Here is a 23,467-nt window from a genome sequence, read left to right as displayed (position 1 = left end):
GGGAGCGGAACTCATGGGCGAACCCAAACCACTTGCCTCGCTGAGCGCCGGCCTGCTCGCCCGCAAGGGCGCGGCGCGCCCCGCGATGCGCCGCCAGCCGCTCGGCAGCGGCCCAGCGCCGCTCGTCCAGCCGGGCTATGACGATCTCGGCTGGAACGACATGGGCTATGACGTCGATCCGCAGCAGTCGTCCGAACCGGCGCATATGGTCGACCTGAAGCCGCTGCTCGCCGGATCGGTGCTGCAGCACAACAGCGAGGCCGAACAGGCGGTCGAGGACAGCGCGGTTCCCGACGCGCCGCTCCCGGCACCCGAAGCCGAGGCACCCGCGAATCCGCCCGCGATTCCAGAGGTCGTGCGCCAGCAGGAATCGCTGCTCGACCGCGTGGCCGCCGTGGCCCGCAAGGTCGAACGGCGCCCCGAAGCGAAGGCGCCCGAAGGTCCGGCGCGCGCGCCGCGTGCCCGCGACAAGGCGGCCTTCACGCTGCGCCTCAATGCCGAACGCCATCTGCGCCTGCGCCTTGCGAGCGCGGTGACGAACCGCTCGGCGCAGGGCATTTTGACCGATTTGCTCGACGATTATCTCTCGTCGCTGCCCGAGATCGACGCAATGGCGAGCCGGCTGCCGGCGGCGCGTCCGGCGCGCCGGGCGCGGCAGCGCTAAGACCCGAGTTTTGGGGGGACTGTAAAGATGAACCGCAAGATGCTGATCAAGCTCGCGATTTCGGGATTCGTCCTGGGGGCGGGCACGGCGGGCTGCGCGAGCGCGGGCTCGGCGGCGACCGAACCGGCGCGCACCGCCGACGCCGACGCCGCCGCGAAACAGGCCGACAAGGCGCGCAGCGCGCTCGAAAAGGGCAAGGCCGCCAAGGCCGTTGCGCTCGCCGAGGCGGCGGTCGCGGGAAGCCCGCGCGACGCCGGTTATCGCACGTTGCTCGGCCAGGCCTATCTGAACGACGGGCGCTTCGTTTCGGCGAGCACCGCGCTGACCGAGGCGATGGAACTGGGCGCGACCGACAGCAACACGGTGATCGCCCTGACGCTCGCCTATATCGCGCAGGGCAAGAATGCGGAGGCAGTGGAATTGCTGCGCGCGCACGACGACACGGTGCCGGCATCCGACGCGGGGCTGGCGCTCGCACTCGTCGGCAACAGCGAGGCGTCGCTCTATACGCTCGGCGAAGCCGCACGGGCGCCCGGCGCCGATGCGCGCACGCGCCAGAATCTCGCGCTCGCCCTCGCGCTTTCGGGACGCTGGGCGCAGGCGCGCATCCTCGCCGCGCAGGACCTGTCGCTCGACAAGGTCGAGGGCCGCATGGCCGAATGGACGAAACTGGCCGAACAGCCGAACCCCGGGGTCCGCATCGCGACCCTGATCGGCACCAGCATGCGCGCCGACGGCGGTATGCCGGCCCGCCTCGCGCTGCAGGCCAGCACCGACACCCGGATGGCCGCTGCCGATGTGCCGGCGCCGATGGCCGCCGCCGACCCGGCGCCGGTCGAGCGCTTTGCGCCGCCGCCGCCCGTCGTTGCCGACGCCGGCGAAGCGATCCGCGCCGTCGAACTGCCGATGCCCGCGCGCGATGCCCACGGCGTCGTGCCGGTCAGCGACCTGCCGGCGCCGCCGAAGGCCGAAGCGCCGGTGATCCTCGCCGATGCGGCGCCCTATCGCCACGCGCCGCGCACCGACGGCGAACGGCTGCGTCCGATGCAGCGCGAGGCGCTCGACATCGCGACCCGGATCGTTCCGCGCGCGATGGGCTTCGACTCGAAGAAGCCGTCGGGATGGGCGGTGCAACTCGGCGCCTATGACAGCCTGGCGATCGCGCAGGAAAAATGGGGCGTGCTCAAACGCCGCAACGCGATGCTGGGCCAGTTCCCCGCATCGAGCCACAGCGCGGTGGTCAAGGGACGCACCTTCCATCGCCTGACGGTCAACGGCCTTGCGAGCCGCGGCGACGCGACCGAGCTCTGCCGCCAGTTGAAGGCGCAGGGGCAGCAATGCTTCATCCGCCAGATGGGCGGCAGCGAAAGCATCCAGTGGGCGGCGAAGGCCAGCCCGGTGCGGATGGCGTCGCGCTGAGTTTTTCGGCACTCCGGGGGGAGTGAAACGGCAGGGGGCGCGGTGGAAAACCGCGCCCCTTCGCTTGCGGGGCCTTGCCGCCATGCCCAATCCGGTATAGAGCGACCGCCAATGTCCGGCCGCCCCGCGAGGGGCGGCCCTTATTATTTCCGCTTGGAGAAGAAGCGCCATGGCCCATGCCGATCCGACCCCGCTGATGCCGCACGCGACCGCCGCCTGGCTGGTCGACAACACCGGCCTGACCTTTGCCCAGATCGCCGAATATTGCGGCATCCACGTGCTGGAAGTGCAGGCGATCGCCGACGAGACCGCGGCGACCAAATATACCGGCCGCGACCCCGTCCGCGCCAACGAACTGTCGATGGAAGAGATCGAGAAGGGCCAGAATGACCCTGGCTACCGGTTGAAGATGACGGTGCAGTCGCAGGACACGATCCGCCGCACGCGCGGCCCGCGCTACACCCCGGTCAGCAAGCGCCAGGACAAGCCCGACGGCATTGCCTGGATTCTCAAGAACCACCCCGAGGTGTCGGACGGCGCGATCGGCAAGCTGATCGGCACGACGCGCAACACGATCAACGCGATCCGCGAGCGCAGCCACTGGAACAGCGCCAACATCGTTCCCAAGGACCCGGTGACGCTCGGCCTCTGCTCGCAGCGCGAACTCGACGCGCTCGTCGCGAAGGCGGCGAAGAAGGCGGGGATCAAGGCGCCCGAGGACAACCGTCTCGAAGGCGACCGCGAGGCGCTGCTCGAGGAACTGCGCGCCGAACGCACTGCCGCCGCCGAAGCGCGCGCCGCAGAGGAAATCGACGAAGCCGGCGGCGAAGCCTGACGTCGGCGATGAAGTTTCCATCCTCGTCATTGCGGGGAGCCGAGGGGGACGCGGCAATCCGGAGCTGCGCAAACCGCTCTGGATTGCTTCCCCCGGATCAGGTCCGGGGTCGCAATGACGGGGAATAACAACATGGCGAACGGCGAGGAAGACGATATTCCGGCGACCAGCGGCTCGCCCGATGCGTCGCTGACCCAGGACGATAATTTCACCGTCACCAGCCATGCGGGGCTCGCCTATCCGTGGGGCGACGCCGCGCCGGCCGCGGGCGAGACGATCCGCATCGCGAACGGCATCAGCTGGGCGCGCATCCCGATGCCGGGGTCGCTCGGCCACATCAACAGCTGGCTGCTCGACGACGCTGACGAGGATGGTGAGGGCGTCGCGGTGGTCGATACCGGCATCTGCCTGACGATGTGCTCGGACGCGTGGAAGGCGCTCTATGCCGGCGCGCTCGCGGACGTGCGCATCACGCGCGTCTTCGGCACCCACCTCCATCCCGACCATATCGGGCTCGCGGGCTGGATCGCGAAGAAGCGCGGGGTGAAGCTGTGGATGACGCGCGGCGAGATGCTGACCGCGCGCGCGATCGTCGCCGATTCGAGCGATACCGCGCCCGAAGAACTTCTCGTCCAGTCGCGCGCCGCGGGCTGGGACGACGCGGCGATCGAGGCGCAGCGCACGCGCGGCTGGAACATGTTCCAGCGCATGATCTTTCCGCTGCCGCGCGGCTATATGCGGATCGAGGACGGCGACCGCATCGCCATGGGCGCGCACCAGTGGCGCGTCGTGACCGGATCGGGCCACAGCCCCGAACATGCCTGCCTGTGGAACGAGCGCGAGGGCATATTGGTGTCGGGCGACCAGGTGCTGCCGCGGATCAGCTCGAACGTGTCGGTCAACATCACTGAGCCCGACGCCGATCCGCTCGGCGAATGGCTCGCGTCGATCGACAAGCTGCTGCGCGTGGTGCCGCCCGACGTGATCACGTGCCCGGCGCACGGCGAGCCGTTCAAGGGCCTGCACGTCCGCCTGACGGCGCTGCGCGACGAACATCGCATGCGGCTCTACAAGGTCGCGGAAGCGGTGTCCGAACGGCCGATGCGCGCGGTCGAGACCTTCCCGCTGCTGTTCAGCCGGCCGATCGGCGAGCATAATCTGGGCCTCGCGACCGGCGAGGCGCTCGCGCATCTCAAGCGGCTCGAGGTCGAGGGCCGGGTGCGCAAGGAGGATCGCGACGGCGTCTGGTGGTATCACGGCGTGGCGTGACGCGACGCCCGCGCGGAGACGCGAAAAGATGAGCGTCTCACACAATGATACGAAGGGGATGAGCTTATGTGCCGCTTCAACCTGAACGGGACAGGCGATAGGGCATCGCGCCTTCAATCTGCATCATCCTTTCTGCCGTTCGTGCTGAGCCTGTCGAAGCACCGTCCTTTTTTTCCGGCGTAAAAAGAAAGGACAACCCTTCGACAAGCTCAGGGCAAACGATTCGGATTTTTAACGCACGATGCTCGAGCGGGACCCCGGATCAAGCCCGGGGCGACGAGGCAGGGAGAGCCATGCGCCGCGTTTCAACCGGTCGCCTTCGCCTTTTGCGCGTGTGGCATCATTCCCCCGGCCGGTGCATTACCCAGCTGAAGGCCATCGCGTTGAAGATGGTATAGAGGCCATAGAGCAGCAGCCCGGTGAACCAGTTGCGCGTCGTGATCGCCAGCGCGCCGACGAGCAGCAGGAATTCGAAGACATAGGTGACGTGCGGCCCCACCTTCTCGGCGAGCGGCCGCACCATCTGCCGCACCAGCGGATCGTCGCTTTCCATGAAGGCGCGATGCATGGCGAAATTGCCGACGCCGGCGCAGAAAATGGCGATGATCGCGATCAGCATGGGAATGCAGATGGGGCAGGCGGGGTGGAAATGCCAGCGGCTTTGCGTTTATGACCGCCTTGGATCGGGACGAAGCCCCTCGATCCGGCCGAAAATTCTCACCTCCCCGTGACGAAGGTTCTGTTCAATGATGAAAATTGCGCGCTTGTCGGCCTTTACGGTGCTGATCGCATCGGGCGCCGCGCCTGTCTGCGCCCAGACGTCCGGATCGGCGGCGTCGCCCTTGTTCATCCCTGCCGGCTTGCCGGCCCTGGTTCCCGAAATCATACCCAAGCCGCTGCCCGATCCGATCCGCGCGATGATCGAGGCGGCGCTGGAAGGCGGCAAGAAAAGCGAGGTGGAGACGGTGGTGTCGCTAGCCAAGGCGACCAACCCGCGTTCGATCGGCGACATCGACGCGATCCTCGCGGCCTATGAGGCGCGGCGGAGCGGGGGATTGCAGGCCGACCCCGACCCGGTGCGAGAGATGCTGGCCGCCGCGATGGCGAGCAAGAAGGATGGCGACGTCGAGGCGGTCGGCAAGCTCGCCAAGGCGACCAGCCCCCAGAAGGAGGGCGAGATCGACGCGCTGCTGACCGACTATCGCGCCCGCCGCGCCGCGGAAAAGAAAGCGGCGGCCGATGCGGCGCGCGCCAAGCTCGCGGCCGCGAAATTCTGGGAAAACTGGAAGGGCGAGGGACAGATCGGCGCCACCATCGCCACCGGCAACACGCGCTCGAAGGGGCTCAGCGCCGGGGTGGCGCTGGCGCGCAAGGGGATCGACTGGAACCACAAATTCCGCGCCCAGGCCGATTATCAGCGCACCAACGGCCGAACCTCGGTCGAACGCTTCCTCGTCGAGGTGGAGCCGCAGTACCGCGTCAGCAACCGGGCCTTCGCCTACGGGCTCGGCCGCTGGGAACAGGATCGCATCCTCGGCTATGACACGCGCTGGAACCTGTCGGCCGGGCTCGGTTACAAGCTGGTCGACCGCAAGACGCTGTCGCTGAGCGTGAAGGGCGGCCCGGCGTGGCGCGAGGTCGATTTCGTCAGCGGCCTTCGCGACAGCGAACTCACGGGGCTCGCGGGGCTCGATTTCGGCTGGCAGATGTCGCCGACGCTGCGCCTGACGCAGACCGCTTCGACGGTCGTCGGCAGCAATACGGTGACGACCAGCTCGCTCACCGCGCTCAACGCCAAGCTGACCGGCGCGCTGTCGGCGCGCATCGCCTATTCGGCGGATATCGACACCCACCCGCCGGCCGGCGTTCGCGAAGTCGACACGCTGACCCGCTTCACCCTCGTCTATGGTTTTTGAGGCGAGGGGTCAGTCGAACACCGAAGTCCCGCCGATCCGGCTTCCGTCTTCGAGCAGGCCGGCGCCGGGGACATGGTTGAACTCGATGCGGATGCCGTCGGGGTCCTCGAACAGGATCGAATAATAGCCCGGGGCCCAGGGCTCATCCCGCGGTTCGTGGACGATGACGATGTCGCCGCGATCCTTCAGGAAGCCGTGGAGGCGGTCGATCGCATCGCGGTCGCGCATCCGGAAGCAGGCATGGTGCAGCCCGGGCGCGCCCTGGTCGAAGCGCCGGCCGGCATGTTCGGCGCTGCCGGCGCGGATCCCGATCGCGGTGCGCCCGCCGACGCCATAGAGCATCGCGTCGCTGTCGAGCACCAGCTTGAGTTCCAGATAGCGGATCAGGTCGCGCCAGAACGCCGTCGAGCGCGCGAAGTCGCCCGCGGTCAGGATGACGTGCGCGACACCGTTGAGGTCGGACATGGCGGCGGGCCTATCTGATCGCGGCGAGCGTGTAGAGGAACTCGGCATAGCCGATCGCGGCATCGACGATCCCGGCGACCTTGGGGTTGGTCGAATCGATCAGATAATATTCGTCCGGCGCATGCGCACCCGATCCGTGGCCGATGCCGAAATGCCCGGCGGGGATCGAGACCGGCGGCGCAGTGAAGGTTGCGCCCGGCCAGCTTCCCGCCAGCCGCGCATTGATGTTCGCCTGTACTCCCAGTCGCTTGTAGGTCGCGAGTTCGGCGCGGATCAGCCGGCTGTTCTCGTCGGTCTCGGTCGGGTCATAGCCGCCCGAAACGTTCATCTCGACATCGCCGAAGCCATGCTTGTCGAGGTGCGCGCGCAGCTTCTTCTCGGCCTCGGCGCGCGTCTGGTCGGGGACGAGGCGCAGGTCCAGCTTGGCGACCGCGCGTCCCGGCAGGATCGTCTTGCCGCCCGGCCCGGTATACCCCGCGACCAGCCCCTCGATATTGACCGTCGGCTCCTGCGCAAGGCGGATCAGCGCATCCTCATAGGGCAGGTCGTCGATCCAGTGCTGCACGCTGAGCATCTGCTTCTGCTGCGCTTCGTCGAGATGCTTCGCCGCTTCGCGGATCAGCGATTTCTCGCGGTCGGTGAGCGGGCGGACATTCTCGAACCACCCTTCGATCGCCGGGGTGTTGCCGTCGGGCGTGACGAGGGTGTTGAGCGCCGCGACCAGCCGCCATGCCGGCGAATCGACCATCGCCTTCAGGCTCGAATGGACGTCGCCCTTCGGCCCGCGCCCCCATGTCTCGCCGCTCGCGACCAGTTCGAGTTCGATCACCCCCTTCGATCCCAGATTGACAGCGACATTGCCGTTCCGGTCCTGCCAGCTCGCCGGGATGAAGATGCCGTCGCATTTGCGCAGCGCGGCGAGGATGTTGGGCCGGGTCGCGATCTGGCGGAAATGCGGCGAGCCGATCTCCTCCTCGCCCTCGCAGACGAGGACGATATTCACCGGCAGCTTCGCCCTGGCGGCGCGGATCGCGTGGAGCGCGGCGAGGAAGGTCGCCTCCGGCCCCTTCTGGTTCGTGGCGCCGCGCCCGACCATCGACAGGCCGAAACCCGGCTTGTCGACGAGCTTGCCCTCAAGCGGCGGCGAGGTCCATTCGGCGGGGTCGAACTGCTTGACGTCGTACATGAAATAGATGCCGAGCGTACGCGGCGCGCCGACGTCGATGGTGCCGAACACGCCGGGCTGGCCGTCGGTCGGGACGATCTCGACATTGGTGAAGCCCGCGTCCTTCGCCAACTCGGCCATATAGGCCGCGCCTTCCGGCATGTTGCGGTTCTCAGCGGCGATCGAGGGCAGGGCGATCCACTCGCGCAGCCGCTGGACCGACGCTTCCTTGCCCGCCTCGGCCGCCTTGCGGATCGCCGCCATCGGGCCGTCGGCGGCGAGCGTCGGCAGCGGCCGCATCAGCATCGCCCCCGCGCCGAGCATCGCGGTGCCGCGAATCAGCTCGCGACGATTCCATCCTTCGGTGGCGTGAAAATCCATGATACGTCCCCTGCTTTTCGTTGCAGGGCGGAGTGTTGGGCAAATCGGCTTGCATGGCAAGGCCGCGCGCTCCCGCGCTTCGGCCGCGTCATTCGCTTTCGGCGATCCTGTTGGCGACGACGTCGGGAAGCAGCGTCTCGAACCGCGATAGCGCCTCCGCGCCCAGCGCCCCGATCGCATCGACCAGCGTCAGGATGTCGGGGCGGCTCTCCCCGGCGCGGACCGCCAGATAATGCCCGCGCGCGCTCTGCATCATCGGGACCGGCAGGGCGCGCAGGCTCCCGTCATGGAGGGCGTCCGCCGCCATCGGGACCCGCAGCAGGATGACGCCGAACCCCTGGCGCGCCGCCTCGACCGCCACGTCATGGTCCAGAAACTGCCGCCTGGACCCCAAGGCGGCCTGCGGCGCGCCGACCAGTCGGCCCCATCTCCGCCAGTCGGCGCTGTCGCCGTCGATCAGCAGCGGTTGCTGCATCATGTCGCGGGCAGCGATGCCCGCCAGTTCGGCCGCCAGATCGGGCGCGGCGGCCGGAACCACAAGGTCGGGAAAGAGCGGATGGACATCGACGCCGGGCCAGGACCCCAGCCCGTACCGCACGGCGATATCCATGTCGCGGGCCTCGACCTGCGCCAGGCGATATTCGGGAAGCAACTCGACATGCCGTCCGGGCACGACGGCCTCCAGATGCCGCAGGCGCGGCATCAGCCACAGCCGCACCATCGACGGCAGCGCGGAGATGCGCAGCGCGCCCCGATCGCGGCGGCTGATCAGTTCGGATCGCAGCGCCTCGATCGCGGCCAGCGACCGTTCGGCGCGGCGCAGGAATATCGTTCCCTGCGCAGTGGGTACGACACCCCGGCCCCCTCGCTCGAAAACCGGCGCGCCGAGCCATTGTTCGAGCGACTGGATCCGGCGGCTGACGGCACCGTGGGTCAGCCCGAGCCGTTCGGCGGCGGCGGCCATCGACCCCGTTCGGGCGGCCTCGATCGCGGCGATGAGCGCTTCGGAAGAGGGGATGTTGAGCAAGGATCGGGTCCGGCACGGAAGGAAGGATATGTGATTTTCACGCAAGGGAGCATGGCGATCGGCGATCTGGCTCGTCGATCGCCCCTGCCATAGCAGCTTCGCGATTGCAGGAGAAATGCCATGTTCCAGCCGACGGGGCTCACGCCCGTGTCCTTCGAAAGTTGCGAAGCCATCGCCATCGGTCCGGGCTGCACCCGCCGCGACCTGCCGTCGCGTCCCGGCGTGCGCGTCTGGATCGTCGAAATGGCCCCGGGTAGCGAATGGCCGCGCGTCGACCGTCATGGGGAAGGCGGCGAGGATGTCTTCGTCCTCGACGGCGAAGTCATCGAAGGCGACGAGCGGTTCGGCGTCGGCACCTATCTTCATTTCGATCCCGACAGTCGGCATCGACCCCGAACCGAAACGGGCGTCCGCCTGATCGGGTTCAACCTCCTGTGACGCGGCTTCTTTCCCGCGGCGACGGCACGAGCCGCAGGCAAGTGCTCGGCGGCGGCATCGCGGCGGCGGCAGTCGCGCTGGTGAGCGGCAAGGCTGCGTACGCCGAGACGGTGCCGACGCTGCGAATCCGGCGTCTGGCGTGGGCGGGTATCCGCCTCCAGCTTCCGAAGGCGACGCTGTTCGTCGATCCGCTGATCGACCCCGCGGTCTGGGGTTCCACGCTGCCCGACGAACTGATCGGCGTCGACGATGCGGTCGGCGACAGCGTCGTTCTTGTCACCCATCGCCATTCGGACCATGCCGACCCGGCCGCCATCGCCGCCGCCCTCGCTCATGGCGGCACGCTGGCCTATGCCGCCGGCACGCCGCCTTTCGGCGGCCTGCCCGACCGTGTGCGCCAGCGGCCCTGTCCCCTGTGGGAACCGCAGTTACTGGGCGATTTCACCGCGACGCCGGTTCCGGCCTCCGACGGCTATGGCGATCTGCAGGTGTCGTGGGTCGTTTCGGGCGGCGGCCGCCGGATATTCCACGGCGGCGACACGATGATGCACGGCGGCTGGTGGCGCGTGGGACGGCAGTTCGGCCGGTTCGACGCCGCGTTCCTGCCGGTGAACGGCGCGGCCTTTTCCTTTCGGCAGCCGACGACCGAAGAGCCTGCGGTCCTGACGCCGAAACAGGCGATCGCCGCGGCCACCATTCTGGGCGCGGAGCGGATCGTTCCGATCCATTACGGCATCGCCGGCGCCGAAGGCTATGCCGAGATGCCCGACCTTCTCGACTCGCTGCGCGGCGCCAGCAAGCCCGGCGGACCGCGCGTGGCGATCCTGAAACCGGGCGAATGGCTCGACTGGCAAGGCTGAGCGCCGCTACGGGCGCTGGAGGGGCTGCTGCCCTAGGCCTTTTCCAGCAATCGCTCGTCCTTGATCCGCTTCTGCCACACCAGCGGCGCGTTGACGTGGACGTTCTGACCCTCGCTGTCGACCGCGACGGTGACGGGGAAGTCCTTCACCTCGAATTCGTAGATCGCCTCCATGCCGAGGTCGCCGAAGCCGACGACCTTGCTGCCCTTGATCGCGCGCGAAACGAGATAGGCGGCGCCGCCGACCGCCATCAGATAGGCGCTCTTGTGCTTCGCGATCGCATTTGTCGCGGCGGGACCGCGCTCGGCCTTGCCGACGCAGGCGAGCAGGCCCTGTTCGAGCATCATGTCCATGAACTTGTCCATGCGCGTCGCGGTCGTCGGGCCGGCGGGGCCGACGATCTCTTCGCCGACCGGATCGACCGGGCCGACATAATAGATGACGCGGCCCTTGAACTCGACGGGCAGCTCCTCGCCTTTCGCCAGCATGTCGGCGATGCGCTTGTGCGCGGCATCGCGGCCTGTGAGCATCTTGCCATTGAGCAGGATGCGGTCGCCCTGCTTCCAGCTTGCGACGACTTCGGGCGTCAGCGTGTCGAGGTCGACGCGCTTCGCCGCGCTGTCGGGCGCCCAGTCGATCTGCGGATAATCGGCGAGCACCGGCGGTTCGAGGAAGGCCGGGCCGCTGCCGTCGAGCGTCACATGCGCGTGGCGCGTCGCGGCGCAATTGGGGATCATCGCGATCGGCTTCGACGCGGCGTGGGTCGGCCAGTCCCTGATCTTGACATCGAGCACGGTCGCGAGGCCGCCGAGCCCCTGTGCGCCGATGCCCAGCGCATTGACCTTTTCATACAGCTCGACGCGCAGCTCCTCGATCGGCGACGACGGCCCGCGCGCGAGCAGTTCGGTCATGTCGATCGGGTCCATCAGCGACTGTTTGGCGAGCAGCATCGCCTTTTCGGCGGTGCCGCCGATCCCGATGCCCAGCATGCCGGGCGGGCACCAGCCGGCGCCCATCTGCGGCACCATGTCGAGCACCCAGTCGACGATCGAGTCGCTGGGGTTCAGCATCTTGAACTTCGACTTGTTCTCGCTGCCGCCGCCCTTCGCCGCGACGTCGATGTGGACCTTGTCGCCCGGCACCATCTCGACGTTCAGGACCGACGGCGTGTTGTCCTTGGTGTTGACGCGGCTGAACGCCGGGTCGGCGAGGATCGAGGCGCGCAGCTTGTTGTCGGGATGCAGATAGGCGCGGCGCACCCCCTCATCGACCACCTGCTGCAGGCTGCGTGGGGACTCGAGACGGCAGTCCATGCCCCATTTGATGAACACGGTGACGATGCCGGTGTCCTGGCAGATCGGCCGATGCCCCTCGGCGCACATCCGGCTGTTCGACAGAATCTGCGCCATCGCGTCCTTCGCGGCGGGCGACACCTCGCGCTGATAAGCCGCGCCGAGCGCGCGAATATAGTCCATCGGGTGGAAATAACTGATATATTGCAGCGCGTCGGCGATCGTCTCGATCAGGTCGTCCTCGCGGATGATGACGGTGTTCATTCGGTGCAGCCTTCTTGTCCGTGTTTCGGATTCGGGGTTTCCCTAAGGCGCGATCGGCGGGAATTGCAATATGCGTGTCCGCGCGAAGCCGGGGACACGGAGCGTCGGGAAGCTCTCCGGGCGGGGGCGTATATCGGCTTTGCGGTATTCCCCGTCACCCCGGATCAAGTCGGCATATATTTGCTGCAGGCAAGTAAGGAGTTGTTCCCCGACGAAAGCCGGGGTCCAGATGGCACAGCACTACTCCGCGTGGACCCCGGCTTTCGCCGGGGAGCGGTTACTTGTCGAAAAGGGATAATCGCCGATCAATCCGGGGGTGACGGCGCAAGCGGTCTGCGCCCGATCAGCGTCCCGTCACTGGCACTCGGCGCACTTGCCGCGCACCTCGATTACCGGGCGTTCGGCGGCGAAGCCCGTCGCCTCCGCGGCGGCGCGGACTTCGTCCGACAGCCGGTCGTTGTCGACGTGCACCGCGGCGCCGCACTGGTCGCAGATCAGGAAGATGCAGTCGTGCAGGCAGCCGGGATGGCTGTTCGCGACGAAGGCGTTGGCGCTTTCGACGCGGCGGACGAGGTTGTTGGCGACGAACAGGTCGAGGATGCGATAGACGCTGTTCGGTGCCACCCGGCGCCCACGCTTCTGCGAGACGATGTCGGCGATTTCATAGGCGCTCGCGGGCTTGCCGATTTCGGCGACCGCATCGAAGATCTGCGCGCGCATGTCGGTCCACGCCTCGCCCGCCTTTTCGAGCGCGTCGCGGGCCGCCTGCGCGAGCGGAACGCCGCTCGCCTCGATATGCGCGTGATCATGCTTGCCCATCGCTTGTCCTCGGCGCGCGGCCTCGGTCCGCCGCGCCTTTGCAATGTAGGCCTTTAGGGGAGAGGTCGCAAGCCGCGGGCGGCGTCAGTGGGTCGCGCGGCGGTTGAGGTCGTGGCCGAGCGCGACGATCGCGACGCCCGCCATCGTCGCCAGTATCTCGCTGCCGTCGTGCGGCCGCGACAGCGCGCCCGCCATCATGCCGAGCCCGAAGCTGCCCACCGCGAACGGCATCATATAGCCGTGGCTGAGCACCCCGGCGACGAGCGTGACCAGCGCGAAGCCGATCGCGACGATCAGCCCGATTTCGTGGAACAGATGATTCTCGAGTACCCCGCTGACCGAGGCGATCGAAGCGAAGACGATGGTGCTTGCCAGGCAGTGGACGAGGCAGAGCCCCGACAGGCCCATCGCCAACTGGTCGCCCGAAAGCGAGGTCAACGGCCGCGAATCGCGCGCAGCCCGAACGATGGCGCCGAGGCGCATCAGCAGGGGGGCATGGCTGGCGACGTCCGTCACCCGATTCTCCGTTGGTCAAGCGTGCAGCGGGGATATGGCATAACATGAAGGAGGTTACAACATAACATTGCAGGGCGCCCGTCGCGCAGTCCGTGAACGCCGTCGTCCCTCATCGTTCGTCATGCCGAAACAAGCCCAGCATGACGGAGGTGCAAAACAGGTGCTGATCCTCCCCGCGCCACGGCACCTCGGCCGCGTTTCACCCCATGGCCTCGGCGCGCAGCGCCTTCCTGTCGAGTTTGCCGATCATCGTCTTGGGCAGGCTCTCGCGCACCTCGACCGCGCTTACCCGCTCATGCTTGCCGAGCTGGGGATTGAGCCAGGCGGCGAGCGCGTCGCCCGATGCCGCATATCCGTCCTCCAGCGTCACGAACGCCTTGGGCACTTCGCCGCGATAGGCGTCGGGCACCCCGAGCACGATCGCCTCCTTGACCGCGGGATGCTGATAGAGCTTGTGCTCGATCTCGCTGGGATAGACCTTGAAGCCGCCGACCGCGATCATGTCCTTCAACCGGTCGACGATGCGGATATAGCCGTCGGCGTCGATCGTCGCGACGTCGCCGGTGCGCAGCCAGCCGTCGGAGGTGAAGCTGTCCTTGTCGGCGTCGGGCCGGTTCCAGTAGCCGCGCATGATCTGCGGCCCCTTGACCGCGAGTTCGCCCGGCTCGTCCGCAGGGGCGTCGCGCGTCGGGTCCTCCTTGTCGAGCAGGCGAATGTGCGTCGCGGGGATCGGCTGGCCGATGGTGCCGGCCTTGACCGGGCCTTCATAGGGGTTGGTCGAGACGACGCCGGAGCTTTCGGTGAGGCCATAGCCTTCGACCAGCGACGCGCCGGTCGCGGCGACGAACTTGTCCCGGAGTTCGGCCGGCATCGGCGCGCCGCCGGAGATGCAGATGCGCAACGATGAAAAATCGGTCCTCGCCAGGTCGGGGTGGTCGAGCAGCGCCTGGTACATCGTCGGCACGCCGGGCAGCGCGGTCGCTTTCGTCCGCGTGATCGCCTGCAACGTCTGCTTGGCGTCGAAGCGCGGCAGCATCGCGATCATCCCGCCGTTGAGCACGGTGCGGTTGAGCACCGCGGTGTTGGCGAAGACATGGAAGAAGGGCAGCACGCCCAGGATGCGGTCGTCGGCGTCGCGGTCGGGGTCGATGCTGTTCACCTGCCGCGCGTTGGCGGTCAGATTCTGGTGCGTCAGCATCGCGCCCTTGGGCGTGCCGGTGGTGCCGCCGGTATATTGGATCAGCGCGATATCCTGTTCGGGGTCGATCGTCGCCGGGTCGGCGCGCCCGTCGTTGTCGACGAGGGCGGAAAAGCGGATCACGCGCGGGTCGTCGGGCAGCGGCGCGGTCTCCCGCCGCCGGAACAGCCGATAGAGCACCGACTTGGCGGCGGGCAGCCCGCCCGCCACCGATCCGACGACCAGCCGCTTGAGGCTCGATCCGTCGAGCACCGCGAGCGCGGTCGGCAGCAGCGCCGCGGCGCTGACGGTGAACAGCGTGTCGGTCGCCGAATCCTCGACCTGCGCTTCCAGTTCGGCGACGGTGTAGAGCGGGGAGAAATTGACCACCGTCGCGCCCGCCGCGAGCGCGCCGTAATAGGCGGCGACATAGTGCGGGACATTGGGCAGGAACAGGCCGACGCGGCTGCCCTTGCCGATCCCGCGCTGCTGCAGGCCGCGCGCGACGCGGGCGACGCCGCGCGCCACCTCGGCATAGCTGAACCGGCGCCCCATGAAATCGAGCATCGGCGCATCGCCCCTGCGCGCGACGCTTTCGGCGAGCATCGCGGGCAGCGAAAGCGGTGGAAAGCTCTGGTTCCAGTCGGTCGGGTGACGATAGGCTTGCGACCAGTCAAAGGGGGTATTCATCGGGCCGCGTCATCCTCTCTCTCGCCGGTTACTGACATTGCTTTAAGCAGCAAAGACGCGCCATCGCAATCTTGCGGCGCGGCGGCGCGGCGGCTAGGCAGGAGCATCGCCATCGTCAGAGGATCGTCATGCCGCACCCGTCGTCGCATCTCGCCGCGCTGATCGCCGCTCTCGGCCTCGCCGCGGCCACGCCGGCCGTCGCCAAGGACAAGGCGCCGCCGCCGCGCCCCGCGCAGATCGATGCGCTGTTCGGCTGCCGGGCGATAGCCGATCCGACCGAGCGACTGGCCTGTTTCGACCGCGAGGTCGGCGGGCTCGCCGCCGCCGACGCGAACCGCGATATCACCTTCGCCGACAAGGCGACGATGAAGGAGACGCGGCGCGGCTTGTTCGGTTTTCACCTTCCGGCGCTGGGTGGCATCTTCGGCGGCGACGAGGATCAGATCAAGGAAATCGAAACGACGATCCGATCGGTCAGCGTCGACCGATCGGGCAAATATACGCTGGTGATGGACGACGATGCCGTGTGGACGCAGATCGATACCGCCAGCCTGGGCCGCGATCCCAAGCCGGGACAGAAGGTGAAGATCAAGGCCGCGTCGATGGGCAGCTATTTCGCCACCGTCAACGGCGGCCGCATGATCCGTATGAAACGCGACCGCTGATCGCGCCGACGGGTCGCGACGGCAGGTTGACGGCAATGGCGGCGATTTCCGTGCCGGACATTCCGGTGCCGTCTGCGGGCTGCGCGCCCTTCGTGCTGCTCGACGATGCGCGCGTCGCGGGTGCAGCGGCGGCGCGATTGTTCCGCGATCCGGTCGACCTGCTCGTCGTGCACCGGGCGGAGGCGGTTCCGGCGCTGCTCGACGCGCTCGACGACGCGCGGGCGCGCGGTTTGTTCGCGGCGGGTTATCTCGCTTATGAGGCCGGGCGCGGACTGGCGCCGGCGTGGCGCGGCGCGGTGGGCGAAACCGCCGGCGACCGGCCGCTCGGCTGGTTCGGGCTTTTCGAGCGGGTCGAGCGGATCGACGCCGACGCGGTGCCGGCGCTGCTTCCCGATCCCGGCGCCAGCTGGGTCGGTCCGCCCGTGCCGCGGCTGTCGCGCGAAGCCTATCTGGCCGCGGCCCGGCGCGTGCTCGACTTCATCCGTGCCGGCGACATCTATCAGGCCAATCTGACCTTTCGCGCCGACGTGCCGGTGCACGGAAACCCGCTTGCCGCATACGCCCGGCTGCGCCGCTCTGCGCGCGCCGGCTATGGCGGTTTCGTCTGGACCGGCGAGCAGGCGATCGCGTCGCTGTCGCCCGAACTCTTCTTCGCGCTGCGCGGCGGGCAGGTGATGGCGCGTCCGATGAAGGGCACGGCCGCGCGCCGCCCCGATGCGGACGCCGACGCGCGCGCGCGCCGCGACCTAGCGGAGGATCCGAAGCAGCGCGCCGAAAATCTGATGATCGTCGATCTGATCCGCAACGACCTGTCGCGCGTCGCCGCGCCGGGTTCGGTCGCGGTACCCGACCTGTTCCGGGTCGAAAGCTTTCCGACGATCCACCAGCTCGTCTCCGACGTCGCCGCGCGGCTGCCCGACGGTGTCGGCGCGACCGACGTGCTGCGCGCCGCCTTTCCCTGCGGGTCGATCACCGGCGCGCCGAAGGTTCGGGCGATGGAGATCATCGACGCGCTGGAAAGCGACGCGCGCGGGGTCTATACCGGGTCGCTCGGCTTCATCGAGCCTGGCGGCGATGCCGCCTTCAACGTCGCGATCCGCACGCTGGTCTTTCCGCCGGCGGACGGGTTGCGCGCGGGTGCCATGTGCGTCACGCTGGGGCTGGGATCGGGAATCGTCGCCGACAGTCGCGCGCCGGAGGAGTGGCGCGAATGTCTGGCCAAGGGGGAATTTGTGGCCGCAGCGGGGGACAGTTTCGATCTTCTGGAAACCATGCAGTTCGATCCGGTCGACGGCGTCCAGCGGCTCGAGGGGCACCTCGCGCGGCTGAAGGCGAGCGCCGAGGCGCTGGGGTTCCGCTTCGACCGGCACGGCGCGCGCAACAGCCTGCAATCGGCGACCTTTCGCCTGCGCCACGCGGCGCGGGTGCGGATGCGCCTCGCGGTGTCGGGCGCGCTCGCGATCGAGGTAACGTCGCTGCCTCGACTCGCCGAACTGCCGGTGCCGGTCGCGCTGCGGCCCGCGCCGCTGGCGGCGGACGATTTCCGCCTCGCGCACAAGACCAGCCTTCGCGCGCCCTATGACGAGGCGCGCCGCGACAGCGGCGCGGCCGAGGTGGTGTTCGTCGACGAACCCGGTTTCGTCACCGAGGGGAGCTGGAGCAACGTCTTCGTCGAGCGCGACGGCGTGCTGCTGACGCCGCCGCTGGCGCTCGGGCTGCTCCCCGGGGTGCTGCGCGCCGAACTGATCGAAAAGGGGCGGGCGGTCGAATCGCACCTGCGCGCCGCCGACCTCGAAGGCGGCTTTTTCCTCGGCAATTCGCTGCGTGGGCTGGTCCCGGCGCGGCTGGCCGCGGCAGCGGATCGTCGATAGCCGCGGCTTCGCCCCGCATAGGGAAATTATCCGGCTCCCGGCTTGCGCATTGCGGGCGAAGGCTTTAGGCGCGGCCCCGCGCAATTTCCTGTTCCTTCGCCCTGTTTCCTTCGCCCTGTCTCCCGCGCTGTTCGAGGACGTGTTTTCATGACGCTGAAGCCGCATCTTTCCGCCGCCCTGGGCCGCATCCAGCCTTCGGCTACGCTCGCGATGACCGCGCGCGTGACCCGGCTGAAAGCCGAGGGTGTCGACGTGATCGGCCTGTCGGCGGGCGAGCCCGATTTCGACACGCCCGACTTCGTCAAGGAGGCGGCGATCGCCGCGATCCGCGCGGGCCAGACCAAATATACGCTGGTCGACGGCACCGTCGCGCTCAAGGAGGCGATCCGCGGCAAGTTCCGCCGCGACAACGGCCTCGACTACGGCCTTGACCAGATCACGGTCAACGTCGGCGGCAAGCATACGCTGTTCAACGCGCTCGTCGCGACGGTCGACGCGGGCGACGAGGTGGTGATCCCCGCGCCCTACTGGGTCAGCTATCCCGACATCGTCGCCTTCGCAGGCGGCACGCCGGTGTTCATCGCGGCGTCGGCGGCGCAGCATTACAAGATCACCCCCGCGCAGCTCGACCAGGCGATCACGCCGAAGACGCGCTGGGTCATCTTCAACTCGCCGTCGAACCCGTCGGGCGCCGCCTATTCGCCCGAGGAACTCGACGCGATCGGCGAGGTGATCCGCCGCCACCCGCAGGTGATGGTGATGTGCGACGACATGTACGAGCATGTCTGGTACGCCGATTTCGCCTTCTCGACGCTGGCGCAGCGCTGCCCCGACCTGATCGACCGCATCCTGACCGTCAACGGCTGTTCGAAGGCCTATGCGATGACCGGCTGGCGCATCGGGTTCGCGGGCGGTCCCGCCTGGCTGATCAAGGCGATCGGCAAGCTGCAGTCGCAATCGACGTCGAACCCCTGTTCGATCGCGCAGGCGGCGGCGGCGGCGGCGCTCGGCGGGCCGCAGCAGTTCCTCGACGACCGCAACGCCGCCTTCCGCAAGCGCCGCGACATGGTCGTGGCGATGCTCAACGACGCGCCGGGGCTGAACTGCCCGGTCCCCGACGGCGCCTTCTATGTCTATCCCGACGCGAGCGGCTGCATCGGCAAGAAGACGCCCTCGGGCCATGTGATCGACAGCGACGAAGCGCTGATCGACTATTTCCTCGACAGCGCGCGCGTCGCGGCGGTGCATGGCGGCGCGTTCGGCCTGTCGCCGGCGTTCCGCGTCTCCTATGCGACGTCGGAGGCGGTGCTCAAGGAGGCGTGCGTCCGCATCCAGCAGGCCTGCGCCGCGCTGAGCTGACCCGCGCCGCGCCGGCGCACTCGGCCGTGAACCGCGGGCGAATGTCCGGTTCACGCCTTGCTAACCCTGTCGCGCTACGGTGACGCCCGTCACTGCACGGCCGGCCGGGGGCGCACCATAACGTCGGTGAAACAACGAAGAACAGACCGACGACGGAACAAGACAAAGAGGCTCCCATGATTTCGATTCTCCGCTCCGACTGGTTCCTGAAGCTGATGGCCGGATTCACGGTCGGCGGGCTTTACGTGATGTTCCAGCAACCGGCGCTGGCGTTCGCGCTCTGACGCCGCGCCGCCGCACCCCCGCGGCACCGGAATTGCCTTCGCCGCTCTTGTGCGGATGATCCCCACTCCCCGGATCGGACGGGTTCCGCCGCTTGTCGCGGCAGACGAATCGTTCGTCGCAAATCGCTGGCGAGTCCGGCGCCCGTGCGGGACGAACGGTCCCGGCCAACGGGTCGGGATGATAGAGGGTCGCAGTCGCGGGGTTTGAATGAAGGTTCAGTTTTCGGGCAGGTCGCTGCTCGGCATGACAATCGGCTCGGTCCTGCTCGCCGGATGCGTGAGCAGCACCGCGCTGGTGCCGCCGCCGCGCCAGCAGCAGCAGACCGCGCACGGCGAAGCGGGCGCCGTCACCGTCCCGATCGGTCCGCCGGTCCGCCCGTCGGCCGCGCCGCCGCCGCCGCGCGGCACGCTCGATCCCGGTTTCCGCCGCCCGCCGCCCGGTCTCGACGATCGCATCGCCTCGCTGTGGCGTGCCTTTCCCGGCAAGACGGGGATTGCGATCCAGCGCGTCGACGGCGAATGGGCGCTGGCGCAGCGCGGCGGCGACCTGTTCCCGCAACAGAGCGTGTCGAAGCTGTGGGTGGCGCTGACGGTGCTCGATGCGGTCGACGCCGGCCGGATCAGCCTCGACCAGATGGTCCGCATCGGGCCCGAGGACCTGACCCTGTTCCATCAGCCGCTCGCCGCGCGCGTCCGCGCCGAGGGGGCGGTGACGATGAGCGTGCGCGATCTCATCGAAACCGCGATCACGCACAGCGACAATACCGCGAACGATAGCCTGCTGCGCACCGTCGGCGGGCCGAAGGCGGTGCGCGCCTTCATCGCCGACAAGGGGCTGGGCGCGATCCGCTTCGGCCCCGGCGAACGGCTGTTGCAGAGCGCGACCGCCGGGCTGAGCTGGCAGCAGAGCTATTCGGTCGGCCGCAATTTCCAGGCCGCGCGCTCGGCGCTGCCGGCCGCGAAGCGCCGGACGGCGATGGACAATTATCTGGCCGACCCGATCGACGGCGCCAGCCCCGCCGCGATCGCCAGCGCGCTGACGCGGCTCGCGCGCGGGACCTTGCTGTCGCCGGCCTCGACCGAATATCTGCTCGGCGTGATGAGCCGCACCCGCAGCGGCCCGAAACGGTTGAAGGCGGGGTTGCCGGACGGCTGGCAGTTCCTGCACAAGACGGGGACCGGGCAGGACCTGAACGGCATGACCGCCGGTTACAACGACATCGGCATCGCGACGGCCCCCGACGGCACGCGCTATGCGATCGTCGTGATGTTGGGCAACACCACCGCATCGATCCCCGCGCGCATGGCGCTGATGCAGGCGGTGTCGGGCGCCGTCGCCGAATTCCACGGACGATAGCTCCGCTCGATACGAGCGGGGGACGGACCGGACAGGCGCACGATGCCGGGGGGGCGTGCGAATAGCGTTTGGGCGGCGGGAATTTTCGACTATGGGCCGCGCATGAAAAGCTGCTCCGTCCTTCCCCTTCTCGTCCTGTCGCTGGCGCTCGCGGGCTGCGCGACGCCCGAGACGCGGCTGCGCACCGGGCTGCGCGACGCGGGTCTGTCGCAGGCGATGGCGATGTGCATGGCCGACCGCATGGTCGACCGGCTGTCGCTGGTCCAGCTTCGCCGCCTGTCCGCCCTCGGCAGCCTCCGCGACAAGCGCGTGACCGACCTGTCGCTCGACCAGTTCCTGCACAAGGTGCGCGCGCTGAAGGATGCCGAGATACTGGCGGTGACGACCAGCTCGGCGGCGGTCTGCGCGCTGCGCTGACGACCCGGCCCGCTTTCGGTGCGCCAAGAATTTCTGGACGTGGCAGGGGTAGCCTTGCCGCGCAACTTGTGCTTATGCGGCCGCGATCATCTCCTCTTCCAGAGTCGAAAGGGCCGGCAGATCCCATGAACATCCACGAATATCAGGCAAAAGAGCTGCTCGCGAAATTTGGTGTCGCGGTTCCCGCGGGCATCCCCGCGATGAGCGTCGAAGAAGCCGTCGCGGCGGCGAAGCAGCTTCCGGGGCCGCTCTATGTCGTGAAGGCACAGATTCATGCCGGCGGCCGCGGCAAGGGCAAGTTCAAGGAACTCGGCCCCGACGCGAAGGGCGGCGTCCGCCTCGCCAAGACGATCGAAGAGGTCGAGGCGCATGTCAGGGACATGCTCGGCAACACGCTCGTCACCGTCCAGACGGGCGAGGCGGGCAAGCAGGTCAACCGCCTCTACATCACCGACGGTGTCGATATCGGCAAGGAATTCTACCTCGCGCTGCTCGTCGACCGCGCGACCAGCCGCATCGCGGTCGTTGCCTCGACCGAGGGCGGCATGGATATCGAGGAAGTCGCCCATTCGACCCCCGAAAAGATCCACACCATCACCATCGACCCCGCCACCGGGCTGATGCCGCACCACGGCCGCGCAGTCGCCAAGGCACTGAACCTGACCGGCGACCTCGCCAAGCAGGCGGCGAAGATTCTCGAAGGCCTCTATGCCGCTTTCCTCGGCACCGACGCCTCGCAGATCGAGATCAACCCGCTCGCCATCTGCCCGACGGCGGACGGCGACAAGCTCTATGTCCTCGATGCCAAGGTCGGCTTCGATTCGAACGCGATGTTCCGCCACAAGGACCTCGCCGAACTGCGCGACCTGACCGAAGAGGACCCGGCGGAGGTCGAGGCGAGCGAATATGACCTCGCCTACATCAAGCTCGACGGCAACATCGGCTGCATGGTCAACGGCGCCGGCCTCGCGATGGCGACGATGGACATCATCAAGCTCAACGGGGCCTTCCCGGCCAACTTCCTCGACGTCGGCGGCGGCGCCAGCAAGGAAAAGGTGACCGCGGCGTTCAAGATCATCCTCAAGGACCCGGCGGTGCAGGGCATCCTCGTCAACATCTTCGGCGGCATCATGAAGTGCGACATCATCGCCGATGGCATCGTCGCTGCGGCGAAGGAAGTGAATCTTTCCGTTCCCCTCGTCGTCCGCCTCGAAGGTACGAACGTCGAGAAGGGCAAGGAAATCCTTGCGACCAGCGGCCTGCCGATCGTTCCCGCGAACGACCTGGGCGACGCGGCGAAGAAGATCGTCGCCGAGGTCGCCAAGGCGGCGTGAGACGATTCTGCCCTCTCCCCTTCAGGGGAGAGGATATGAAGGCTTGGCAGCTTGCTGCCTGGCCGGAGTTGGAGAGGGGCAGGCCGCGTCCCCCTCTCCAAGCTCTTCGGAGCAAGCTGCACTATCCTCTCCCCTGAAGGGGAGAGGGCTAGGGACTGCAAGGTTGACGTTTACGTAAACGCCAATTATGGCGCGGTGCACAATTTTTGAGAGGAGCTGGATAGCGATGAAGATCCTCGTCCCCGTGAAGCGGGTGCTCGATTACAACGTGAAGCCGCGGGTGAAGTCCGATGGCACGGGCGTTGACCTCGCCAATGTGAAGATGTCGATGAACCCGTTCGACGAGATCGGGGTCGAGGAAGCGATCCGCCTCAAGGAAAAGGGCGTCGCGACCGAGATCATCGCCGTCAGCGTCGGCCCGGCGAAGGCGCAGGAAACGCTGCGCACCGCGCTCGCGATGGGCGCCGACCGCGCGATCCTGGTGCAGACCGACGATGAGGTCGAACCGCTGGCGCTGGGCAAGATCTTCAAGGCGATCGCCGATGCCGAACAGCCGGGTCTTGTGATCCTCGGCAAGCAGGCGATCGACGGCGACAACAACCAGACCGGCCAGATGCTCGCCGCGCTCACCGGCTGGGCGCAGGGCACCTTTGCCAGCGCGGTCAACGTCGAGGGCGATCATGTCAGCGTGACGCGCGAAGTCGACGGCGGTCTCGAGACGGTGAAGCTCAAGCTCCCCGCGATCGTCACCACCGACCTTCGCCTGAACGAGCCGCGCTATGCGTCGCTGCCGAACATCATGAAGGCGAAGTCGAAGCCGCTCGATACCAAGTCGCCCGCCGATTACGGCGTCGACACGGCCCCGCGCGTCAAGACGGTCAAGGTCTCCGAACCGCCCGTCCGCTCGGCCGGCGTCAAGGTCGCCGACGTCGACGAACTGGTCGCCAAGCTCAAGGCCATGGGCGTCCACAGCTAACACCCAC

Annotated in this window: 22 protein-coding genes; 14 read left to right on the top strand and 8 right to left on the bottom strand. The window is 68.0% G+C overall.

The features are described 5' to 3' along the window. Nucleotides 1-13 precede the first annotated feature (13 nt). From C3E99_RS12050 to C3E99_RS12035, 4 genes are all read left to right on the top strand, one after another. Entirely contained in the window at nt 14-664 is a 651-nt protein-coding gene (locus C3E99_RS12050; RefSeq protein WP_076076613.1) for a hypothetical protein, read from the top strand. 27 nt (nt 665-691) lie between these two features. Then, entirely contained in the window at nt 692-2,083 is a 1,392-nt protein-coding gene (locus C3E99_RS12045; RefSeq protein ID WP_076076610.1) for an SPOR domain-containing protein, read from the top strand. A 169-nt stretch (nt 2,084-2,252) separates the two neighbouring features. Then, complete coding sequence (locus tag C3E99_RS12040; RefSeq protein ID WP_199775007.1) at nt 2,253-2,918, top strand: DUF1013 domain-containing protein; 666 nt, start codon at nt 2,253-2,255, stop codon at nt 2,916-2,918. Between the two features lie 114 nt (nt 2,919-3,032). Next, a complete protein-coding gene (locus tag C3E99_RS12035) occupies nt 3,033-4,187 on the top strand; it encodes an MBL fold metallo-hydrolase (RefSeq protein WP_234002462.1) in 1,155 nt (384 codons plus the stop codon). 340 nt (nt 4,188-4,527) lie between these two features. Here the strand turns inward: C3E99_RS12035 and C3E99_RS12030 are convergent, their stop codons facing one another. Beyond that, nucleotides 4,528-4,806, bottom strand: coding sequence for a hypothetical protein (locus C3E99_RS12030; RefSeq protein ID WP_067108458.1), 279 nt, complete (start codon nt 4,804-4,806; stop codon nt 4,528-4,530). A 127-nt stretch (nt 4,807-4,933) separates the two neighbouring features. Between C3E99_RS12030 and C3E99_RS12025 the strand changes: the two genes are divergently transcribed. Next, complete coding sequence (locus C3E99_RS12025) at nt 4,934-6,103, top strand: DUF481 domain-containing protein (protein WP_234002461.1); 1,170 nt, start codon at nt 4,934-4,936, stop codon at nt 6,101-6,103. Nucleotides 6,104-6,112: 9 nt separating this feature from the next. Here C3E99_RS12025 and C3E99_RS12020 read toward each other — a convergent pair whose 3' ends face one another. From C3E99_RS12020 to C3E99_RS12010, 3 genes are all read right to left on the bottom strand, one after another. Next, nucleotides 6,113-6,568 (bottom strand): VOC family protein, encoded by a 456-nt coding sequence (locus C3E99_RS12020; protein ID WP_076076608.1) that lies wholly within the window; start codon nt 6,566-6,568, stop codon nt 6,113-6,115. 10 nt (nt 6,569-6,578) lie between these two features. Continuing rightward, complete coding sequence (locus C3E99_RS12015; protein WP_076076606.1) at nt 6,579-8,114, bottom strand: M20/M25/M40 family metallo-hydrolase; 1,536 nt, start codon at nt 8,112-8,114, stop codon at nt 6,579-6,581. An 88-nt stretch (nt 8,115-8,202) separates the two neighbouring features. Beyond that, entirely contained in the window at nt 8,203-9,141 is a 939-nt protein-coding gene (locus C3E99_RS12010; RefSeq protein ID WP_076076605.1) for a LysR family transcriptional regulator, read from the bottom strand. Between the two features lie 120 nt (nt 9,142-9,261). On the opposite strand from C3E99_RS12010, the gene C3E99_RS12005 reads away from it, so the two are divergent. Both C3E99_RS12005 and C3E99_RS12000 read left to right on the top strand, forming a co-directional pair. Next, entirely contained in the window at nt 9,262-9,579 is a 318-nt protein-coding gene (locus C3E99_RS12005) for a cupin domain-containing protein (RefSeq protein WP_076076603.1), read from the top strand. Continuing rightward, complete coding sequence (locus C3E99_RS12000; RefSeq protein WP_076076602.1) at nt 9,576-10,439, top strand: MBL fold metallo-hydrolase; 864 nt, start codon at nt 9,576-9,578, stop codon at nt 10,437-10,439. Before C3E99_RS12005 ends, C3E99_RS12000 begins: the two co-directional genes overlap by 4 nt. 32 nt (nt 10,440-10,471) lie before the next feature. Here C3E99_RS12000 and C3E99_RS11995 read toward each other — a convergent pair whose 3' ends face one another. From C3E99_RS11995 to C3E99_RS11980, 4 genes are all read right to left on the bottom strand, one after another. Next, nucleotides 10,472-11,995 (bottom strand): fumarate hydratase, encoded by a 1,524-nt coding sequence (locus tag C3E99_RS11995; RefSeq protein ID WP_104959827.1) that lies wholly within the window; start codon nt 11,993-11,995, stop codon nt 10,472-10,474. Nucleotides 11,996-12,349: 354 nt separating this feature from the next. Beyond that, nucleotides 12,350-12,814 (bottom strand): Fur family transcriptional regulator, encoded by a 465-nt coding sequence (locus C3E99_RS11990; RefSeq protein WP_067108473.1) that lies wholly within the window; start codon nt 12,812-12,814, stop codon nt 12,350-12,352. 84 nt (nt 12,815-12,898) lie between these two features. Beyond that, on the bottom strand, nt 12,899-13,330 hold the full coding sequence (locus C3E99_RS11985) for a MerC domain-containing protein (protein ID WP_234002460.1): 432 nt from the start codon (nt 13,328-13,330) through the stop codon (nt 12,899-12,901). 199 nt (nt 13,331-13,529) lie between these two features. After that, on the bottom strand, nt 13,530-15,197 hold the full coding sequence (locus C3E99_RS11980; protein WP_076076599.1) for a long-chain-fatty-acid--CoA ligase: 1,668 nt from the start codon (nt 15,195-15,197) through the stop codon (nt 13,530-13,532). 128 nt (nt 15,198-15,325) lie between these two features. Between C3E99_RS11980 and C3E99_RS11975 the strand changes: the two genes are divergently transcribed. The 7 genes from C3E99_RS11975 (at nt 15,326) to C3E99_RS11945 (ending at nt 23,460) form a co-directional block, all read left to right on the top strand. Continuing rightward, complete coding sequence (locus C3E99_RS11975; RefSeq protein WP_104959826.1) at nt 15,326-15,862, top strand: hypothetical protein; 537 nt, start codon at nt 15,326-15,328, stop codon at nt 15,860-15,862. A gap of 35 nt (nt 15,863-15,897) precedes the next feature. Further along, on the top strand, nt 15,898-17,733 hold the full coding sequence (gene pabB / locus C3E99_RS11970; RefSeq protein ID WP_199775006.1) for an aminodeoxychorismate synthase component I: 1,836 nt from the start codon (nt 15,898-15,900) through the stop codon (nt 17,731-17,733). A gap of 147 nt (nt 17,734-17,880) precedes the next feature. Next, nucleotides 17,881-19,092 (top strand): pyridoxal phosphate-dependent aminotransferase, encoded by a 1,212-nt coding sequence (locus C3E99_RS11965; protein ID WP_076076597.1) that lies wholly within the window; start codon nt 17,881-17,883, stop codon nt 19,090-19,092. A gap of 492 nt (nt 19,093-19,584) precedes the next feature. After that, nucleotides 19,585-20,733, top strand: coding sequence for a class A beta-lactamase (gene bla / locus C3E99_RS11960; protein ID WP_104959825.1), 1,149 nt, complete (start codon nt 19,585-19,587; stop codon nt 20,731-20,733). Nucleotides 20,734-20,835: 102 nt separating this feature from the next. Continuing rightward, nucleotides 20,836-21,150, top strand: coding sequence for a hypothetical protein (locus C3E99_RS11955; RefSeq protein ID WP_067108483.1), 315 nt, complete (start codon nt 20,836-20,838; stop codon nt 21,148-21,150). Nucleotides 21,151-21,275: 125 nt separating this feature from the next. Further along, nucleotides 21,276-22,484, top strand: coding sequence for an ADP-forming succinate--CoA ligase subunit beta (sucC, locus tag C3E99_RS11950; RefSeq protein WP_076076594.1), 1,209 nt, complete (start codon nt 21,276-21,278; stop codon nt 22,482-22,484). 226 nt (nt 22,485-22,710) lie between these two features. Beyond that, complete coding sequence (locus C3E99_RS11945) at nt 22,711-23,460, top strand: electron transfer flavoprotein subunit beta/FixA family protein (protein ID WP_076076593.1); 750 nt, start codon at nt 22,711-22,713, stop codon at nt 23,458-23,460. Nucleotides 23,461-23,467: the final 7 nt, after the last annotated feature.

The sequence above is a fragment of the Sphingopyxis sp. MG genome, from assembly GCF_002953155.1.
GTDB classification, from domain to species: Bacteria; Pseudomonadota; Alphaproteobacteria; order Sphingomonadales; family Sphingomonadaceae; genus Sphingopyxis; species Sphingopyxis granuli.
Note: the sequence above shows the minus strand (reverse complement) of the source record. Positions and strands in the feature narration are given on the sequence as shown.

Coding starts and splice junctions, on each gene's coding strand:
- C3E99_RS12050 (WP_076076613.1), top strand. CDS start 14: ATGGGCGAACCCAAACCACTTGCCTCGCTGAGCGCCGGCCTGCTCGCC.
- C3E99_RS12045 (WP_076076610.1), top strand. CDS start 692: ATGAACCGCAAGATGCTGATCAAGCTCGCGATTTCGGGATTCGTCCTG.
- C3E99_RS12040 (WP_199775007.1), top strand. CDS start 2,253: ATGGCCCATGCCGATCCGACCCCGCTGATGCCGCACGCGACCGCCGCC.
- C3E99_RS12035 (WP_234002462.1), top strand. CDS start 3,033: ATGACGGGGAATAACAACATGGCGAACGGCGAGGAAGACGATATTCCG.
- C3E99_RS12030 (WP_067108458.1), bottom strand. CDS start 4,806: ATGCTGATCGCGATCATCGCCATTTTCTGCGCCGGCGTCGGCAATTTC.
- C3E99_RS12025 (WP_234002461.1), top strand. CDS start 4,934: ATGATGAAAATTGCGCGCTTGTCGGCCTTTACGGTGCTGATCGCATCG.
- C3E99_RS12020 (WP_076076608.1), bottom strand. CDS start 6,568: ATGTCCGACCTCAACGGTGTCGCGCACGTCATCCTGACCGCGGGCGAC.
- C3E99_RS12015 (WP_076076606.1), bottom strand. CDS start 8,114: ATGGATTTTCACGCCACCGAAGGATGGAATCGTCGCGAGCTGATTCGC.
- C3E99_RS12005 (WP_076076603.1), top strand. CDS start 9,262: ATGTTCCAGCCGACGGGGCTCACGCCCGTGTCCTTCGAAAGTTGCGAA.
- C3E99_RS11995 (WP_104959827.1), bottom strand. CDS start 11,995: ATGAACACCGTCATCATCCGCGAGGACGACCTGATCGAGACGATCGCC.
- C3E99_RS11990 (WP_067108473.1), bottom strand. CDS start 12,814: ATGGGCAAGCATGATCACGCGCATATCGAGGCGAGCGGCGTTCCGCTC.
- C3E99_RS11980 (WP_076076599.1), bottom strand. CDS start 15,197: ATGAATACCCCCTTTGACTGGTCGCAAGCCTATCGTCACCCGACCGAC.
- C3E99_RS11975 (WP_104959826.1), top strand. CDS start 15,326: ATGCCGCACCCGTCGTCGCATCTCGCCGCGCTGATCGCCGCTCTCGGC.
- pabB (WP_199775006.1), top strand. CDS start 15,898: ATGGCGGCGATTTCCGTGCCGGACATTCCGGTGCCGTCTGCGGGCTGC.
- C3E99_RS11965 (WP_076076597.1), top strand. CDS start 17,881: ATGACGCTGAAGCCGCATCTTTCCGCCGCCCTGGGCCGCATCCAGCCT.
- bla (WP_104959825.1), top strand. CDS start 19,585: ATGAAGGTTCAGTTTTCGGGCAGGTCGCTGCTCGGCATGACAATCGGC.
- C3E99_RS11955 (WP_067108483.1), top strand. CDS start 20,836: ATGAAAAGCTGCTCCGTCCTTCCCCTTCTCGTCCTGTCGCTGGCGCTC.
- sucC (WP_076076594.1), top strand. CDS start 21,276: ATGAACATCCACGAATATCAGGCAAAAGAGCTGCTCGCGAAATTTGGT.
- C3E99_RS11945 (WP_076076593.1), top strand. CDS start 22,711: ATGAAGATCCTCGTCCCCGTGAAGCGGGTGCTCGATTACAACGTGAAG.